Annotated in this window: 16 protein-coding genes; 7 read left to right on the top strand and 9 right to left on the bottom strand. The window is 64.0% G+C overall.

Annotated elements, in window-relative coordinates; genetic code table 11:
• Positions 1–42: 42 nt before the first annotated feature.
• Positions 43–1,518, bottom strand: a complete 1,476-nt coding sequence (locus V5279_RS29980; protein ID WP_338690789.1) for an amidase — start codon at positions 1,516–1,518, stop codon at positions 43–45.
• Between the two features lie 156 nt (positions 1,519–1,674).
• On the opposite strand from V5279_RS29980, the gene V5279_RS29975 reads away from it, so the two are divergent.
• The 3 genes from V5279_RS29975 to V5279_RS29965 all read left to right on the top strand — a co-directional run bounded on the left by V5279_RS29975 (position 1,675) and on the right by V5279_RS29965 (position 2,509).
• Positions 1,675–1,806 (top strand): peptidylprolyl isomerase, encoded by a 132-nt coding sequence (locus V5279_RS29975; protein ID WP_338690787.1) that lies wholly within the window; start codon positions 1,675–1,677, stop codon positions 1,804–1,806.
• Positions 1,807–1,880: 74 nt separating this feature from the next.
• Complete coding sequence (locus tag V5279_RS29970; RefSeq protein ID WP_338690785.1) at positions 1,881–2,183, top strand: hypothetical protein; 303 nt, start codon at positions 1,881–1,883, stop codon at positions 2,181–2,183.
• Between the two features lie 95 nt (positions 2,184–2,278).
• Positions 2,279–2,509 carry a hypothetical protein gene (locus tag V5279_RS29965; RefSeq protein ID WP_166207085.1) on the top strand — a complete coding sequence of 77 codons (231 nt, stop codon included), beginning with the start codon at positions 2,279–2,281 and terminating at the stop codon, positions 2,507–2,509.
• A gap of 75 nt (positions 2,510–2,584) precedes the next feature.
• On the opposite strand, the gene V5279_RS29960 is transcribed toward V5279_RS29965, so the two are convergent.
• Together V5279_RS29960 and V5279_RS29955 are read right to left on the bottom strand one after the other, a co-directional pair.
• Positions 2,585–2,791, bottom strand: a complete 207-nt coding sequence (locus tag V5279_RS29960; protein WP_338690783.1) for a hypothetical protein — start codon at positions 2,789–2,791, stop codon at positions 2,585–2,587.
• A gap of 549 nt (positions 2,792–3,340) precedes the next feature.
• Positions 3,341–3,562, bottom strand: a complete 222-nt coding sequence (locus tag V5279_RS29955; protein WP_338690781.1) for a hypothetical protein — start codon at positions 3,560–3,562, stop codon at positions 3,341–3,343.
• Between the two features lie 798 nt (positions 3,563–4,360).
• On the opposite strand from V5279_RS29955, the gene istA reads away from it, so the two are divergent.
• Both istA and istB read left to right on the top strand, forming a co-directional pair.
• Positions 4,361–5,893, top strand: coding sequence for an IS21 family transposase (gene istA / locus V5279_RS29950; RefSeq protein WP_422389058.1), 1,533 nt, complete (start codon positions 4,361–4,363; stop codon positions 5,891–5,893).
• Positions 5,890–6,732, top strand: a complete 843-nt coding sequence (gene istB, locus V5279_RS29945) for an IS21-like element helper ATPase IstB (protein WP_176535476.1) — start codon at positions 5,890–5,892, stop codon at positions 6,730–6,732. The genes istA and istB overlap by 4 nt, the downstream gene beginning before the upstream one ends.
• A gap of 571 nt (positions 6,733–7,303) precedes the next feature.
• Here the strand turns inward: istB and V5279_RS29940 are convergent.
• Together V5279_RS29940 and V5279_RS29935 are read right to left on the bottom strand one after the other, a co-directional pair.
• Positions 7,304–7,507: a hypothetical protein gene (locus V5279_RS29940; RefSeq protein WP_338690779.1), complete on the bottom strand. Its 204-nt coding sequence runs from the start codon at positions 7,505–7,507 to the stop codon at positions 7,304–7,306.
• A 532-nt stretch (positions 7,508–8,039) separates the two neighbouring features.
• Positions 8,040–8,195, bottom strand: coding sequence for a hypothetical protein (locus tag V5279_RS29935; RefSeq protein ID WP_338690777.1), 156 nt, complete (start codon positions 8,193–8,195; stop codon positions 8,040–8,042).
• A 600-nt stretch (positions 8,196–8,795) separates the two neighbouring features.
• Here V5279_RS29935 and recA point away from each other — a divergent pair.
• Together recA and V5279_RS29925 are read left to right on the top strand one after the other, a co-directional pair.
• Positions 8,796–9,884, top strand: a complete 1,089-nt coding sequence (gene recA / locus V5279_RS29930) for a recombinase RecA (protein ID WP_166207076.1) — start codon at positions 8,796–8,798, stop codon at positions 9,882–9,884.
• A 105-nt stretch (positions 9,885–9,989) separates the two neighbouring features.
• Entirely contained in the window at positions 9,990–10,973 is a 984-nt protein-coding gene (locus tag V5279_RS29925; RefSeq protein WP_338690772.1) for a hypothetical protein, read from the top strand.
• Between the two features lie 59 nt (positions 10,974–11,032).
• Here the strand turns inward: V5279_RS29925 and V5279_RS29920 are convergent, their stop codons facing one another.
• From V5279_RS29920 to gcvT, 4 genes are all read right to left on the bottom strand, one after another.
• Positions 11,033–11,470, bottom strand: coding sequence for a thioesterase family protein (locus V5279_RS29920; protein WP_338690770.1), 438 nt, complete (start codon positions 11,468–11,470; stop codon positions 11,033–11,035).
• A gap of 216 nt (positions 11,471–11,686) precedes the next feature.
• On the bottom strand, positions 11,687–14,560 hold the full coding sequence (gene gcvP / locus V5279_RS29915; RefSeq protein ID WP_338690768.1) for an aminomethyl-transferring glycine dehydrogenase: 2,874 nt from the start codon (positions 14,558–14,560) through the stop codon (positions 11,687–11,689).
• Between the two features lie 22 nt (positions 14,561–14,582).
• Complete coding sequence (gene gcvH / locus V5279_RS29910; protein WP_029083871.1) at positions 14,583–14,948, bottom strand: glycine cleavage system protein GcvH; 366 nt, start codon at positions 14,946–14,948, stop codon at positions 14,583–14,585.
• A gap of 20 nt (positions 14,949–14,968) precedes the next feature.
• Positions 14,969–16,114, bottom strand: coding sequence for a glycine cleavage system aminomethyltransferase GcvT (gene gcvT, locus V5279_RS29905; protein ID WP_338690766.1), 1,146 nt, complete (start codon positions 16,112–16,114; stop codon positions 14,969–14,971).
• Positions 16,115–16,126 lie beyond the last annotated feature (12 nt).

The raw sequence follows: 16,126 nt of genomic DNA, 5'->3' as shown, positions 1-16,126 counted from the left end.
GTTCCGTTTCCTCCGCTTGGTTTCTTGCTTGCTCTTTATTGCCTAGTCGCGCGTGACATGCACGCCAGGCCGCTTGCCGTCATTCCACTTGCCGTCGATCGCCCGTTCGATCTGGGCCGCGAGCTGCAGCAGCAACCCGTCATCGGCCTGCTTTCCGATCGCCTGAATGCCGAGCGGCAGGCCGTGCTCGTTGGTTGCAAGCGGCAGCGAGATCGCCGGGATGCCGCACAGATTGGCAAGCGGCGTGAAGGCGAAGTTGCGCCAGAGATTGCCGAACCAGTCCAGCACCGACGGATTGTCGCTGATGGTGAGATATTCCGTGGTGCCGACCTTCGGCGTCGGCAGCGCCGTGATCGGCGTCAGGATGATGTCCCAATCCTCGAAGAAGGCGCCGAAGCCGCGCGCCGTCGTGTTGAAGGTTGCCTGCATGCGCGCGCGATCGGCGAAGCTAAAGTGCCTGCCATGTTCCCAGATGCGGATATTGATCGGCTCGATCAAATCCGCCGGCGGCCGCTCCAGTCCGCGTGCGGCGAGCATGTTGCTGATCACGACGGCGAAATTGCTGATGTAGCAGGTGGTCTGGGCCGCGAAGGCGTCCCCGTAGTCGATCGACGGCAGTGCGTAATCGACCTGATGGCCGAGGCCCTCGAGGAAGCGTCCGACCCGTGCGAGCTCGGCTGTGATATGCGGCGTCGCGCGATAGTCGCCCCAGCTGTGCGACAGCGCGATTCTGAGCCGCCCGGGATCGCGCGCGATCATCGCCGTATAGGGCTCCGCCGAAGTCCAGAACGGCATGAATTCGCCGGGCGCCGGGCCGCGGCATGCATCGACGAAGACAGCGGTGTCGCGCACCGTGCGCGACTGGCAGCCCTGGATCGAGACCAGCCCGGTGAGATCGGACAGATGCGGCGCGAGCGAGAACACGCCGCGCGACACCTTCAATCCGATATTGCCGTTGACGCCGGCGGGAATCCGGATCGAGCCGCCGCCGTCGGTCGCATGCGCGATCGGCACGGTGCCGGCGGCGACCATCGCCGCGCTGCCGGCCGACGAGCCGCAGGTGGTGTAGTCGGTGTTCCAGGGATTGCGCGTGACATAGACGGCGGGGTTTTCGGCCGAGCTGCAGACCCCGAACTCCGGCGTGGTGGTGCGGCCGATCAAATTGAGGCCGGCCTTGCGCAGCTTCGTCGTCAGGAAGGTATCCGCCGCCGCGCGATTGCCGCGCATCATCAGCGAGCCCATCTCCTGCAGCCGTCCCTTCAAGGTCGGGCCGAGATCCTTCATGAGGAAGGGCAGGCCGGCGAACGGTCCGTTTGGATCGGCGCCGTCGCGTGCGGGATCGGCGATCACGTCGTCGAACAGCTCGACCACGCCCGACAGCGCGGGATCGACCTTGGCGACCGCGGCGGCGGCCTGGGACGCCAGCTCCCCGGGCGTCAGCTCGCCGTTCCGGACGCGCTCGGCGAGCGCCGTCCCGTCGTGCCGCGTCCATTCGTCCCAGCTCATCGCCAAAGTCATTTGATCGATTCCTTTTCTGCTTTGTTGCGCAGTGTAATTTGCGCGGCCGCCCGGTCAAACCGATGTGCGCGTGCGCGGCGTGCAAGCGCCGTGCCCGGCTTGAAAATGCCCCAGTTCTATAGCCCAATTGCCCCTCGTCAGTGGTGGGGGCGTACCATGGTCCGCAGGTTGGCGATGCTGGGCGGCATGATTGCGATCGGGCTTGTGCTGAGTGGTTGTACGCGCTGCGGTCCGATCTGGGACGACTGGATGCAGTCGCCGAAATCCTGCAAGTCAGACCATCTCTAGGGCAGGGGCAGGCGCGCTTGGCGGCGGCTTTCTTGTGGTGATATACCGCTGCTGAAAATGCAAGGAGCGTTGTTATGAGAGTTTTGTGCGCGGTTGCGGTTGCGGTGCTGCTGTCGGCGCCGGCCTATGCGCAGATGCCGAATGTCAACCTGATGCCTGAGGTCAAAAGCAAGACCCAGGAGGAGAAGGATCGGGACGCGGTCAACGACAAGGCCTACAAGGACTCGCTCAGCAAGATTCCCGATGCCAAGGGGGCGTCCGATCCCTGGGGCGTCGTGCGCAGCGACGCGCCGAAGGCGACAGCCCATCCCGTCAAGCCGAAGACCAAGACCGGAAGCTCCACGCAGCCGGCAGGCTCGGCGCAGCGCAGCCAGTAGCGCCGGTTCGGGCGGCTTCGTCCGTCTCCCCCAGACTCGGAATCTCCTGGCGCCGCGCCTATATTGGGGGCGTCAGTTGGTCCGGAGTTGCGGCAATGGTGTTTCGTCCGCGCGATCTCGCCAGCCGGATGGCCGAGCGGCGCAAGCCGGATGACGGCTATCTGCGCGAGACCTTCAGCCTGCCGCGTGATCAGGCCCGCCTGCGGGCGCGTGACTTTCTCAAGCGCTACCCGAAGGCGGCCTACATGAGCGCCGTCGAGAGCTGGCGTGAGCTGCCCGGCGGCGACATCGAGTTCACGATGCGGCGGCTGGCCAGCGCGGATTAGAGCGTTTTCGACGCCGGTTCGCGTGAAGAAAACGCGTCAAGACAATCATCCGGCGCTTGCCGGACAGACTGCGCCTCAATCGCAATCGCTGCGTCCGCGGGTCCGTCCCCGCCCGACTTTGTTCAGCTCGCGGTCGATCCGCAGCTGCACCCGGCGGATCGCCAGCAGGTCGAGTTTCGCCTCGGTCCTGCCCGTGAAGATCTGATCGCCGATCTGGAAGCGCCATCTCCAGACGCCGGCCACCAGCTGCGTGACACTGAATTCGACGCCCCTGTGGATCATCTGGACCGGTTCCGCAATTGAAAGGCGGTCTTCGAATCTTAAACTAAAAGTTGTATCAATAACCAACACCCGTCAAACGATAATGTGAAAATTGCGCCCATTTGCTCTTCGTTGTGGACCCTGGAAGAGGATCCATCCGCCGGCCGCATCGCCTGCCTCGCGACGCGCAGGCAGCGCCGGCTGGACGCGCCAATGTTACGAACACTGGCGGAACCTCGAGTGTTCCTGTGAAGGCTACGTAGTTTTTTCGGGGGTCAGGAGAGGTACTAAGGTATTATGCAGATTGTGCCAAGCCCGTTGTCCGGCGTGATCAGGCCTGCCGGTAACTTGTTGATTATCCAAGCGGCACACGGCGTGTGTGAGACCATCCGCCGCAGGAACTTTGTTCTCGCCCGGAGAACTACGGATTGCGGCCAGCCATCGCTGGATGGCCGCCTTTCCGTACCGGCTTCATCCAACCGCTCGAACCGGGAACTCGGGTCGGAGCAGGGGCGGCGATAGCCGTCAGGATGGCCGGGCGCAGGTTCTGGTTACCTGCGGGCGTCCCGGTCAGGACATCGATTTCTTCGGATGAGGATGCTCGGAAGCCGGATAGCTTTCGTGCCTCACGTGGTCGAGCAGGCTGAAGTGAACGCGATCCGCGACAACCGGAGCTTCTCTGGCGTATTTTTCCGCGAGCGCCAAAACCTCCGCGCGCCTGTCGGGCTCCAGGATACAGAAGAACGCAATCGCGAGCTTAAGCGCTTCCTCTTCTGACGGCCGTTCGAGCATCTGGGAAAACTCTGGTCCGCGGTGCCAGCATTGACGTCGCTCCGGGCTCTTGTCGGCTGATTGTCGGAGTCGATAAATCTTAACCCGTTAATTGATTTCGGCAATGCGTCCCGCGTGAGGATGCCGCGCGACGATGCCGGTTTTCCGGCCTCAGCGTGTCTTCCGGCACAACGCTGCCCGCTTGAAATATATGCGGACGACGTTCGCTGAACAGGAACCGACATGGGCAGCGCCCAGTTGTTACAGGTTCGGTTGCTGTCCGCCGACGGCACCGGGCGATGTGGGAAGTTCGGCCTCAGCGTGGCCCCCGCGCTGGGGTCGTCTATTTTGTGACGAGACAAGCAGGTCATGGGGCGAGCCTAGTGGAGCAGGCGGCTTTCGTCAGCCGATTGCTTGGTCTGTACCCGTCATCGCATTCGTCATTCCCGTTGAAGATTGCATCGCCCTTATCGCCAACCAACGATCCCCGGGCGCCGGAGGTTTTACGGCGCCGGGGATCGCTACTCCCGGTGGGCTTGGGGGCTAAGGCCGGGAGCTTGAGAACCGACTCTCCAGGTTCCGGTTCGTTCCTCGGACTGCTGGTCCAGAGCCCAAAAATGAGCAACTGCGCGGCGGCGATCAGGGTGAGACTCCAGCGACAATCAAGGTGAGACTGCGCCGATGGGGACGGACCGAAGGGAGGGCGCAGCCCGACCGGAGGACCGTCCCCATCGGCGTCGCGCGTTTTTGGACCCGTCTGGCGGCCGGGTGCGGCTGGTGCAAGCTGTTGGTTCGTCTCGACAAGAGGGAATCGATGCCTTGCCTGGCCTCCACATCACCGACCACCAGATGAGGCTGTACATGACGTACCGACTGACACTGTCCCCCGAGGCCGCCGCGGCCAAGGCGGGGTTCTCGAAGGCAAGCGCGTATCGAATCGAGGGCGATTGTCGCCCGCCATCGCAGAAGAAGACGCCGAGGGGCCGGCGCCGGTCCGATCCGCTCGGGCAGTATTGGGACGCCGAGATCGTTCCGATCCTGAAGGCTGCGCCCGGCATCCGCGTGATCGGCGTGCTGGACGAGCTGCGCCGACGGCATCATGACTTGAACCCGAACATCCGCCGCACGCTGGAGCGGCGCATCAACGCCTGGCGGGCGCTCAACGGCCCCGAACAGGACGTGATCTTCCGCCAGCAGCACGAGCCCGGCCGCCTGGGTCTGTCCGACTTCACCGACGTGAGCGCGCTCGGTATTACCATCGCGGGTGAGCCGCTCGATCACCGGCTCTATCACTTCCGGTTGGCGTTCTCCGGCTTCGAGCATGTCCATGTCGTGCTCGGCGGCGAAAGCTTCGTCGCCCTGGCGGAGGGCTTGCAGAACGCGCTGTGGGCGCTTGGCGGCGTGCCGCGGGAGCATCGCAGCGACAGCCTGTCGGCAGCATTCCGCAATCTGGCCGCCGACGCACGGGGGGATCTGACGCAGCGCTACGCCGGGCTGATGGGCCACTATGGCATGGCGCCAACGCGCAACAATGCGGGCATCGCACATGAGAACGGCTCGATCGAGAGCGCGCACGGCCATCTCAAGCGGGCACTGGAAGATGCGCTGTTGCTGCGGGGGACGCGCGAGTTCGCCAGTCTCGATGCGTACCGGGCTTTTGTCGACGAGATTGTCGGCCGGCGCAACGCCAACCTCGCCAAGCCGATCGCGCTCGAGAAGGAGGCCTTGGCGCCGCTGCCAAAAGGCCGCACGACCGACTTCGAGGAGAAAGTGATCCCGGTGACGTCGTCAGGCGGCTTCATCCTGCGGCGCGTATTCTACACCGTGCCTTCAAGATTGATCGGCCATCGCCTGCGTGTGCGCATCTTCGACGACCGGCTCGAATGCTTCCTTGGCGTCACGCCGGTCGTGACGCTGCGGCGCGGTCGGCCTGTGTCCGAGAGCCAGGGCGGTCATGTTGTGGATTACCGGCACGTCATCCATGCCCTGCGGCGCAAGCCGATGGCGCTCCTCAATCTCGTTTATCGCGACCAACTCTTCCCGCGTGCAGCTTACAAACGTCTGTTCGAGACCTTGCGGGAGCATGGTGATGACCGGCGCGCCTGCAAGGTGACGGTCGAGCTTCTGGCGCTGGCTCACGAGCGCGCCTGCGAAGCAGAACTCGCCGAGGTGATCGCGATGGATCTGGACGCCGGACAGTTACCCGATCTTGCCGCGCTGCGCGACCGCTTCCGACCCGAGGCGGCCTCGATCCCGCGTGTCGCCGTCAAGCTGGCGCCGCTCGACGTCTACGATGAACTCGCCTCCGTCAGCGTCATGTCGGGCCGCTCGAACCTGGGAGAGGCAGCATGACCGGTATCGCTACCTCCGTCGATGCTGCCCGTGTCGAGCTGCTTCTCAATGAGCTCCGCCTGCCGGGCGTCAAGGCGATCTGGCCGAAGCTCGCCGCACAGTCGGACAAGGAAGGGTGGCCTGCCGCCCGCTTCCTCGCCGCCCTTGCCGAGCACGAGGCGGCCGATCGCACCCGCCGTCGGATCGAGCGACACATGGTGGAAGCGCGTTTGCCCGCCGGCAAGACGCTCGCCACCTTCGACTTCGAAAGCGTGCCGATGCTATCAAAGGCACAGGCGATGGCGCTCGCCGCTGGCGACGCCTGGTTGAAGGCCGGCGCCAATTTGCTCTTGTTCGGTCCACCGGGCGGCGGCAAGACCCATCTCGGCACGGCGATCGGCCTGGCTCTCGTCGAGAACGGTTGGCGCGTTCTCTTCGCGCGCACCACTGATCTGGTGCAACGGCTGCAGGTCGCGCGGCGCGAGCTGGCGCTGGAGTCCGCGATCGCCAAACTCGATCGCTATGACCTCCTGATCCTCGACGACATCACATATGTGAGCAAGGATCAGGCGGAAACCAGTGTGCTGTTCGAGTTGATCGCCGCCCGCTACGAACGACGCTCGCTGCTGATCACGGCCAATCAGCCATTTGGCGAATGGGGGCGTATCTTCCCGGACCAGGCAATGACGTTGGCTGCCATCGATCGTTTGGTCCACCACGCCACGATCCTCGAGATGAACGTCGAAAGTTACCGTCGAAAAGTTGCCCTCGATCGCAAGCGCGGTCCAGGCCGGCCACCTGTTCACACGACCCCCAACGAACTCGACAAGACTGTGATTGACGCTGGCAGCGCCGCTTGATTGTCGCGCAGCGTCAATCAACGCTTGCCAAGTAGGCGGCCAGCGTCAATTATCTCCTGACTCGGCCGCCTCGTCTCATCTTGATTGACGCGCCGCTCTCATCCTGATTGTCGCGCTATAAGCAACGCCGCCCGCATTGAAATACGACGGACGGCGTTGGTTCTAGCCCCAGGAGGGTTGGCAAAATCCTGACCTGGATAGCTACGGACGAGGAGGGCGCAAGGTTCACATCTTTGGTCCGTATGACTCCGGTACTCCAAACGCTCCCAGCAAAGTGTCGGTGTGAGGTCTAGAATCGAGTGACTAAGTTGTTCTGGCCTCGGCGGGTCCCCCTCGCCGGGGCCCTTTTCGTTCGGATCGTCGAAGCGAGGTATGAGGCAGCGGAGAACAGCCCGCCGCATTGGCAGCCGTCCGCATTGCCCCGCTGGATGTCACTGCTGGATGTCACCGCAGCAAGAGCCAGGCCACGCTGACGAACAGGGCCACCAGCGACACCGCCGCAGCGCAGACAAAGGCAACCTCCACGCCATCGATATGGTGGTGGTTCGCCTGCATGGTCGTCCTCCCTGATCTAGAGGGGCATCCGCAAACCCTGGAACATCAGCCACTCCGTCAAGTGAGCGGTGGTCTCGTCATGCCGCGCCTTCCTCAGCAAGGTCTCCTTCTTTTGGTGGATCGGGGGAAGCGTGCTGGCTTCCTCGCGCAGGCGCATGGCCTCGTCGGCAAGACGTTCTTGCAGTGATTGCGAGTGCCTGGAACGACGCCGCTTCTGCATGGCGCTGCACCCTGCTGGTATTGGGCGGGAGCACTAACCGGGCGATCTCATCCCCGGTCGATGCCCACGGGCGGTGCGGTGATGAATCATCAACGGATCGAAAGACGGGATGTTCCGCGCTGCGGGCAATTAGGACACTTGTCAAAATGAGGTAATCCGCGAGGGCGCATTCCGTTGCCACTTTTTCCCGATACAGTGAATTGCGCTCTCCGGACGGAGCGCCCAAGGAGGCGGCCCCGGCGCGTATCCCCTAGGCCCGCGCGCTGGGGCCGTTTCGATGATCGAACAGGCCGCCCTGACAGCACAGCGCCGCCCGCTTGAAAAACCTGCAGACGGCGTTGGGCTCTAGCCCCGAGAGGGTACGAACAAAATCCCGGTGATGGTCGGTCTTGCCGGAGCAACCAAAGGTTCACAGCCGGTCGCCAAATAGAGCGCCGCTTCTCTCGTTGGCACAATCTGCGGATATCAGAGACGTTTGCGGGGCTATCAATTGAAAACAGGAACGAAGCGCGTTCGCCAACTGAGGGCGGTCTTACTCTTTCGGCTCCGGATGCAGCTTGCGCTTCTGGGCTTCGTGCTCTGCAATTAACTGCGCGATGCCGTCGATGGTCTGCCGATCCGTGATCGTTCGGGCGAGCGCAGCGTAATGGACGCTTCTTTCGTCCAACTCGACACACTTCGCACACATGGAGTGCGCTCCCATTCCAATGAAAGGCGGGAGCCCGATAGGTCTCTCAGCCACCGACGCCCAAAATCGTGTCGGTGATGTTCTATAACCAAGTTATCGTGGGTTAGTTTCGGGCTGGGCGATCCTAATCCTGGGGACATTGGCCACTCGGTGAAAGGGGCTCAGCAACGCCTCTCGCGCAACCGGTTGCCCGATGTCCCGTAACTAGGAGTGTCGGCCCATTCTTCCATTTTGGTACTACGGGCTGGCTGGGGCCGTTCGGTCCATCCCGGTCACGGACGGCCCTATCTTTTGTTCTCGCAAGAACGGATTGAGCATCATCAAGATTTATATGCCCAGAACAGTGAATAGGGCCGCTCAGTAGTCCTACTGAGAACATCGGCCAAGCCTTGGTTTCTGTTCGCTTAATCCAAAACGGACCACGCCAAGATTCAAACCGGGCCACCAGGGGATAAAGCAGGCCAGCACCGATTTGCCAGAAAGAACATATTGCGAACATAGAACAAACGTGGTACGAGGTTCCAATCAAAAACGCATTCCGCCCGATCTCATCACCCGTTTGTCCCGCTAGCGAATCCCCGCCATAAGGAGCACATCCCAATGTCTGCTACTGCCCTGCGTATCGTCGAAGGATCCTCCATGGACAAGTCCAAGGCCCTCTCAGCCGCGCTCTCCCAGATCGAGCGCCAGTTCGGCAAGGGTTCGGTGATGAAGCTCGGCAAGAACGACCGCTCGATGGATGTCGAGACGATATCTTCGGGATCGCTCGGGCTCGACATTGCGCTCGGCGTCGGCGGGCTGCCGAAGGGCCGCGTCGTCGAGATCTACGGGCCGGAGTCCTCGGGCAAGACCACGCTGGCGCTGCACACGGTGGCGGAAGGCCAGAAGAAGGGCGGCATCTGCGCCTTCATCGACGCTGAACACGCGCTCGACCCGGTCTATGCGCGCAAGCTCGGCGTCAACATCGACGAGCTGCTGATCTCGCAGCCTGACACCGGCGAGCAGGCACTGGAAATCTGCGACACGCTGGTGCGCTCCGGTGCGGTCGACGTGCTGGTGGTCGATTCGGTCGCGGCGCTGGTGCCGAAAGCCGAGCTCGAGGGCGAGATGGGCGATGCACTGCCGGGCCTGCAGGCGCGCCTGATGAGCCAGGCGCTGCGCAAGCTCACCGCCTCGATCAACAAGTCCCACACCATGGTGATCTTCATCAACCAGATCCGCATGAAGATCGGCGTGATGTACGGTTCGCCGGAGACCACCACCGGCGGCAACGCGCTGAAGTTCTATGCCTCGGTCCGCCTCGACATTCGCCGCATCGGCGCGATCAAGGAGCGCGACGAGGTCGTCGGCAACACCACCCGCGTCAAGGTTGTGAAGAACAAGCTGGCGCCGCCTTTCAAGCAGGTCGAGTTCGACATCATGTATGGCGAGGGCGTCTCCAAGATGGGCGAAATCCTCGACCTCGGCGTCAAGGCCGGCATCGTCGAGAAATCCGGCGCCTGGTTCTCCTATGACAGCCAGCGGCTCGGCCAGGGACGCGAGAATTCCAAGGCCTTCCTGAAGGCGAACCCCGACATCACCGCCAAGATCGAAGCCGCAATCCGGCAGAACTCCGGCCTGATCTCCGAGCAGATTCTCGCCGGCACGCCCGAGCGCGACGCCGAGGGCGAGGAGCCGACCGAGGAGTAAGCCGTAAGGCTGCAAGATTTCGTTGCAAGCGGGCGCTGAGGACGTTGAGTTGCCGACGTCTTCGGCGCCCGTTTCGTTTGGTCTGGCGTTGAGAGAGTTGTGCCGATGAAGCGCCTGATCCTGACCAGTCCGTCCGGCCTTAGCCTCACACGTTCGGGGCTCGCCGAGGTCGCTATTACATCCGGCTTTCGATTTGTCGGCGGACCACTGCCGCCGCTAGGAGAGCTTGAGACTTACTTCGGATTACGGTCGGACCAGGATCCGGTCGGACATTGGTCGCACTGGAGCACGCGGAGCCAGTGGCCTCAGGATGCCAGGGCGCGCAGGGATCTCGCGCTGATCGAATTCTGCGAACCTTACGAGATTGTCGAGCTTTGGTTCGATCCGGACCCAAATGATCAATTGCAGCTGATTTGGTTGCTCGATCATTTCCGGGCTTACCCGGCGATGGCGGCCAAGTTGAAATTGCGCCTGGTCGCTTTCGCTCTGTCGACGCTGCACGAGACATGGCGCGGATGGAACGAAGTGCCGCTTATCAACATACGGCCTGCCGACCTCGAGACCGCAAGCATCTGCTGGCAGGCCTATCGCGCGGCAACGCCCGAGGCTTGCTTCGATGCGCTATGTCGAGACCTCAGCGGCTTTCCCTTGCTGAGGCCGGCCCTGCTTGACCTGCTCCAGGAGCTTCCGTGGAGCAGATCGGGACTTGGCGCGACCGAACTACGACTGCTCGAACTGATTGCGGCGGGCTTCATGGGTACGAACGGGTTGTTCTACCTTCGCGGGTTCGGTCAACGCGCGGTATTCACCGACATGAAAATCGGGACGCTGCTTCAAGGGCTCGCGCATGGGCCGCAGCCCGCGATCGCTGGGCTCGATGATGAGCTACGCGTGATCGCCCCTGAGAATTTGCGAGCGCGCATGGAGGCCTATCGGCGAAGCCGGCTGTCGCTGACTGAATTTGGCGAAGCTGTCCTCGCCCATAAGGAGGACTTCAGTCGTCACAATCCGATCGATCGCTGGTGGGGCGGCACGCACCTCACCAACGACAATCTCTGGCGCTGGAGCCCAACCTTGGTGAAGCACTAGCGCCCGATGGCGGAGTGGCCGTTGTGTCTCAATCCGCGCAACGCGGATTGGCAGTCGGCTTACCCCTGCGCCAGCGCCTTTTCCCGGCTCGCGATCAGCGCGCGCAAGTCCTCGGTCACGGCGACCGATTGCTGCGTCTTCTGGTCGGTGGCGACCCAGATGATTTCGCCGGTGGCGCGAAGGTCGTCGGAGCCCTTGGCGAAGATCGCAAGCGCAAGCACGATCGAGGAGCGGCCGATCCGCGCGACCCGCACGCAGACCTCGATGTCCTCGTCGAACCGGATCGGCGCCTTGTATTCGACGACCGACTTCACGGTATGAAAGTCGACGCCGGTCCGCGCCACCTCGCCGAGATAGTCGTAGCCCATCGCGCGAAAATATTCGGTGATCGCGGTGTCGAAATAGGTCAGGTAGTGGGCGTTGAACACCACCGCCTGCGCGTCGACTTCGGAATAGCGGACGCGAAACGGGAAGTGAAACCAGAATTCCTGGCGCATGAATCCTCCTGCCGCGGCATTGCTCGCCGTCGTTCGCCCCGCAGTCTCGCCGGGCCTTATGATTGCCAGACCGTAGGATGGGTACCGCGACTTGTCCGCCGTAGCTCGAAGAGCGAAGGCGGAAGCGAAACCCATCGTTCATTGAGCGTGATTGGCACTGGTGATGGGTTTCGCTGCGCTCTACCCATCCTACGGCACCTACGCTAATCGCCCGCGCTACTCCGCCGCCTGCGCGTAATCCTCCACCGGCGGGCACGAGCACACCAGATTGCGATCGCCATAGACGTTGTCGACGCGCCCGACCGGGCTCCAGTATTTGTCGGAACGTGACACGCCCGCGGGGAAGCAGCCCTCGGCGCGGCTGTAGGCCCGGTTCCAGGCATCGTCGGCGATGTCGTGGACGGTGTGCGGCGCGTGGCGCAGCGGCGAGGCCTCGACCTTCCAGCGGCCCTTCTCGATCTCCGCGATCTCGTTGCGGATCGCGATCATGGCGTCGCAGAAGCGGTCGATCTCGAACTTGGATTCCGATTCCGTCGGCTCGATCATCAGCGTGCCCGCCACCGGGAAGCTCATGGTCGGCGCGTGGAAGCCGTAATCGATCAGCCGCTTGGCAATGTCGTCCACGGTGACGCCGCTGGTCGTCTTCAGCGCCCGCGGGTCGATGATGCATTCATGCGCGACGCGGTCACGGGCGTTGCGATACAGCACCGGGAAGTGCGGCTGCAGCCGCGCGGCGATGTAGTTCGCGTTGAGAATCGCGATCTCGGTGGCGCGTGTGAGGCCTTCGCCGCCCATCATCAGGATGTAGATGTAGGAGATGGTCAGGATCGATGCCGAGCCGAACGGCGCGGCCGACACCGGGCCGATGGCGTGCGCAACCGTGCCGTCTGTCGCGGGATGGCCGGGCAGATAGGGAGCCAGATGCGCCTTGACGCCGATCGGGCCCATGCCGGGACCGCCGCCGCCATGCGGGATGCAGAAGGTCTTGTGCAGGTTGAGATGGCTGACATCGGCGCCGTAATCGCCGGGCCGCGACAGCCCGACCTGCGCGTTCATGTTGGCGCCGTCGAGATAGACCTGTCCGCCATGCGCATGCACAATGTCGCAGATCTCGCTGATATGCTCCTCGAACACGCCGTGGGTCGACGGATAGGTGATCATGACAGCGGCGAGGTCTTTCGAGTGCTTCTCCGCCTTGGCGCGAAGATCATTGACGTCGACGTCGCCGCGCGCATCGCAGGCCACCACCACGACGTCCATGCCGACCATCGCGGCGGAGGCCGGATTGGTGCCGTGCGCGGAGGAGGGGATCAGGCACACCTTGCGGTGCGGCTCGCCGCGCGCGAGATGATAGCCGCGGATCGCCAGCAGCCCGGCATATTCGCCTTGCGCGCCGGAGTTCGGCTGCAGCGAGACCGCGTCATAGCCGGTGATGTCGCACAGCCACTGCTCCAGCCGCTGGAACAGCGCGTGATAGCCCTTGGCCTGATCCGCAGGCGCGAACGGATGCAGATTGCCGAACGCCGGCCAGGTCAGCGGGATCATCTCGGTGGTGGCGTTCAGCTTCATGGTGCAGGAGCCTAGCGGGATCATCGCGCGGTCGAGCGCCAGGTCACGATCGCTGAGCTTGCGCATGTAGCGCAGCAGTTCGGTCTCCGAGCGGTGCGTGTTGAACACCGGATGGGTGAGGAAGGCGCTGGTGCGCCGCAGCTCCTTCGGCAGCGCCTCGCGTGCGGCCGCCTCGATCTCGGCATAGCTGAGCTTGCCGCCGAACACGCGCCACACCGCCTCGACGGTCTCAGGCGTGGTGGTCTCGTCGAGCGCGATGCCGAGCGTGGTCGCGCCGATGCGCAGATTGATCCGCTCCGCCAGCGCGCGGGAGACCAGCTCGATCTGCTTCGCACCGGCTTCGACGGTCACGGTGTCGAAGAACGCTTCGCTCACAGGCGCAAAGCCGAGCTTGCGCAGGCCTGCGGCAAGCACGGTGGCGCGGCGATGCACGCTGCGTGCGATATGGGTCAGGCCCTCGGGGCCGTGATAGACCGCATACATCGAGGCGATCACGGCGAGCAGCACCTGCGCGGTGCAGATGTTGGAGGTCGCCTTCTCGCGGCGGATATGCTGCTCGCGGGTCTGCAGCGCGAGCCGATAGGCCGGCGCGCCGCGGGAATCCACCGACAGGCCGACGATTCGGCCGGGCAGCGAGCGCTTCAGCGTGTCGCGCACTGCCATGTAGGCGGCGTGCGGGCCGCCATAACCCATCGGCACGCCGAACCGCTGCGCCGAGCCGATTGCGATGTCGGCGCCGAGCTCGCCGGGCGAGGTGAGCAGCGTGAGCGACAGCAAGTCCGCCGCCACGATCGCAAGCGCGCCCTTGGCGCGCAGCGACGCGATCGCGGGCCTGAGGTCGCGCACCGCGCCCGAGGTGCCCGGATATTGCAGCAGCGCGCCGAGCACGTCGGCCTTGTCGAGTTCGGTCAGGGGATCGCCGACGACCAGCGCCCAGCCCAAGGGCGCTGCGCGCGTGCGCATCACGGCAAGCGTCTGCGGATGCACCTCCTTGTCGACGAAGAACACCTTCGCCTTGACCTGCGAGTGGCGCTCGGCGAGCGCCATCGCCTCCGCCGCCGCGGTCGCCTCGTCGAGCAGCGAGGCGTTGGCGACGTCGAGCCCGGTGAGGTCGCAGACCATGGTCTGGAAGTTGAACAGCGCTTCGAGCCGGCCCTGGCTGATCTCCGGCTGGTACGGCGTGTAGGCGGTGTACCAGGCCGGGTTCTCCAGGATGTTGCGCTGGATCACCGCGGGCAGGATGGTGCCGGAATAGCCCTGGCCGATCAGCGAGGTGAACACCTGGTTCTGCGCGGCGAGCTCGCTCATATGCGAAAGCGCCTCGGTCTCGCTCAGCGCGCGGCCGAGATCGAGCGGCGCCTTCTGGCGGATCGACGCCGGCAGCGTCTCGTCCATCATTGCCTGCAGGCTCGCAGCGCCGACCGTCTCCAGCATCGCGTTGACGTCGCGCGGCGACGGTCCGATGTGGCGGCGGACGAAATCGGTGGCGGCTTCGTTGATCGGCTTGAAGGGCGCGTTCATGGCTTGATCCTCGGGCTGATCCTCAGGCGGTGTGGGCGGCGTAGGCGGCCTCATCCATCAGGCCGCCGAGTTCGCTCTTGTCTGATATCTTCAGCTTGAAGAACCAGGCCTTGCCGCCGGCATCCGAATTGACCAGCGCGGGCTCGGCCGCGAGTTCTTCGTTGACCTCGATCACCTCGCCGGTGATCGGCGCGTAGACGTCGGAGGCGGCCTTGACGGATTCGACGACGGCGGCGGCCTCGGCCTTCTTCAGGCTGCGGCCGACCTTCGGCAATTCGACGAACACGACGTCGCCGAGCTGCGATTGCGCGTAGTCGGTGATCCCGATCGTGGCGACGTCGCCCTCGATGCGGAGCCATTCGTGGTCGGACGTGTACAGCGTCGTCATGGGGATCGATCCTTTGGCGTCTAGCGTTTGTAGGTATTGGGAACGAAGGGCGTGGCGGCGACCTTCAGCGGCAGTCGCTGGCCGCGCACCTCGGCGAAAACGGTGGTGTCGAGCGCGGAAAGCGAGGTCGGCAGATAGCCCATCGCAACGGGGGCATTGAGGCTCGGGCCGAAGCCGCCCGACGTCACCTTGCCGATTGGCTCGGTGGAGGTCGGGTCGGCGAACAGGACGGCGCCTTCGCGCACCGGCGCGCGGCCTTCCGGTCGCAAGCCGACACGGCGGCGGGAAGCGCCTTGCGCGAACTGTGCGAGGATCTTGTCGGCGCCCGGAAAACCGCCGGCGCGGCCGCCGCCGCTGCGGCGAACCTTCTGTACCGACCATTCCAGCGCGCCTTCGACCGGCGTCGTCGTGGTGTCGATGTCATGGCCATAGAGGCAGAGCCCGGCTTCGAGCCGCAGGCTATCACGCGCGCCGAGCCCGATCGGCAGCACGTCGGAATTGTCCAGCAGTGCGGTGACCAGGGTTTCGGCCTTGTCCGCCGGCACCGAGATTTCAAAGCCGTCCTCGCCGGTGTAGCCGGAGCGCGAGACGAAACAGTCGATATCGGCGACGCGGCGCGGGCCGGCGTCCATGAATTTCATCGAACTGACATCTGCACAAAGTTTCGCCAGCGCCGATTCGGCTGTCGGCCCCTGCAGCGCGATCAGCGCGCGGTCGGCCAGCGACACGATTTCGCAGGCGTCGGAGAGATGCGCGCGCAGATGCGCCTCGTCCTCGGCCTTGCAGGCGGCGTTCACCACCAGGAACAGATGATCGCCGAAATTCGCGACCATCAAATCGTCGAGCAGCCCGCCGTCGTCATTGGTGAATTGGGCGTAGCGCTGCCGTCCCGGCGCGATGCCGACAATGTCCTGCGGCACCAGGTTTTCCAGCGCGAGCGCTGCATCAGTGACCTTGCCGGATTTGGGCTTCAGCGCGAGCTGGCCCATGTGGGACACGTCGAACAGGCCGGCGTTGCTGCGGGTGTGCAAGTGCTCCTTGAGCACGCCGGCGGTGTATTGCACCGGCATGTCATAGCCGGCGAACGGCACCATCTTGGCGCCGCGCGCCAGGTGCAGCGCGTGCAGCGGGGTCTGTTTCAGCGGGGAAGTTTCGCGCGCAAGCATCACAGGGCCCTC

It is taken from the genome of Bradyrhizobium sp. 26S5, from assembly GCF_036923295.1.
Taxonomy (GTDB): domain Bacteria; phylum Pseudomonadota; class Alphaproteobacteria; order Rhizobiales; family Xanthobacteraceae; genus Bradyrhizobium; species Bradyrhizobium septentrionale.
The sequence above is the reverse complement of the archived record's forward strand: the minus strand, read 5'-3'. Positions and strand labels throughout refer to the sequence as shown.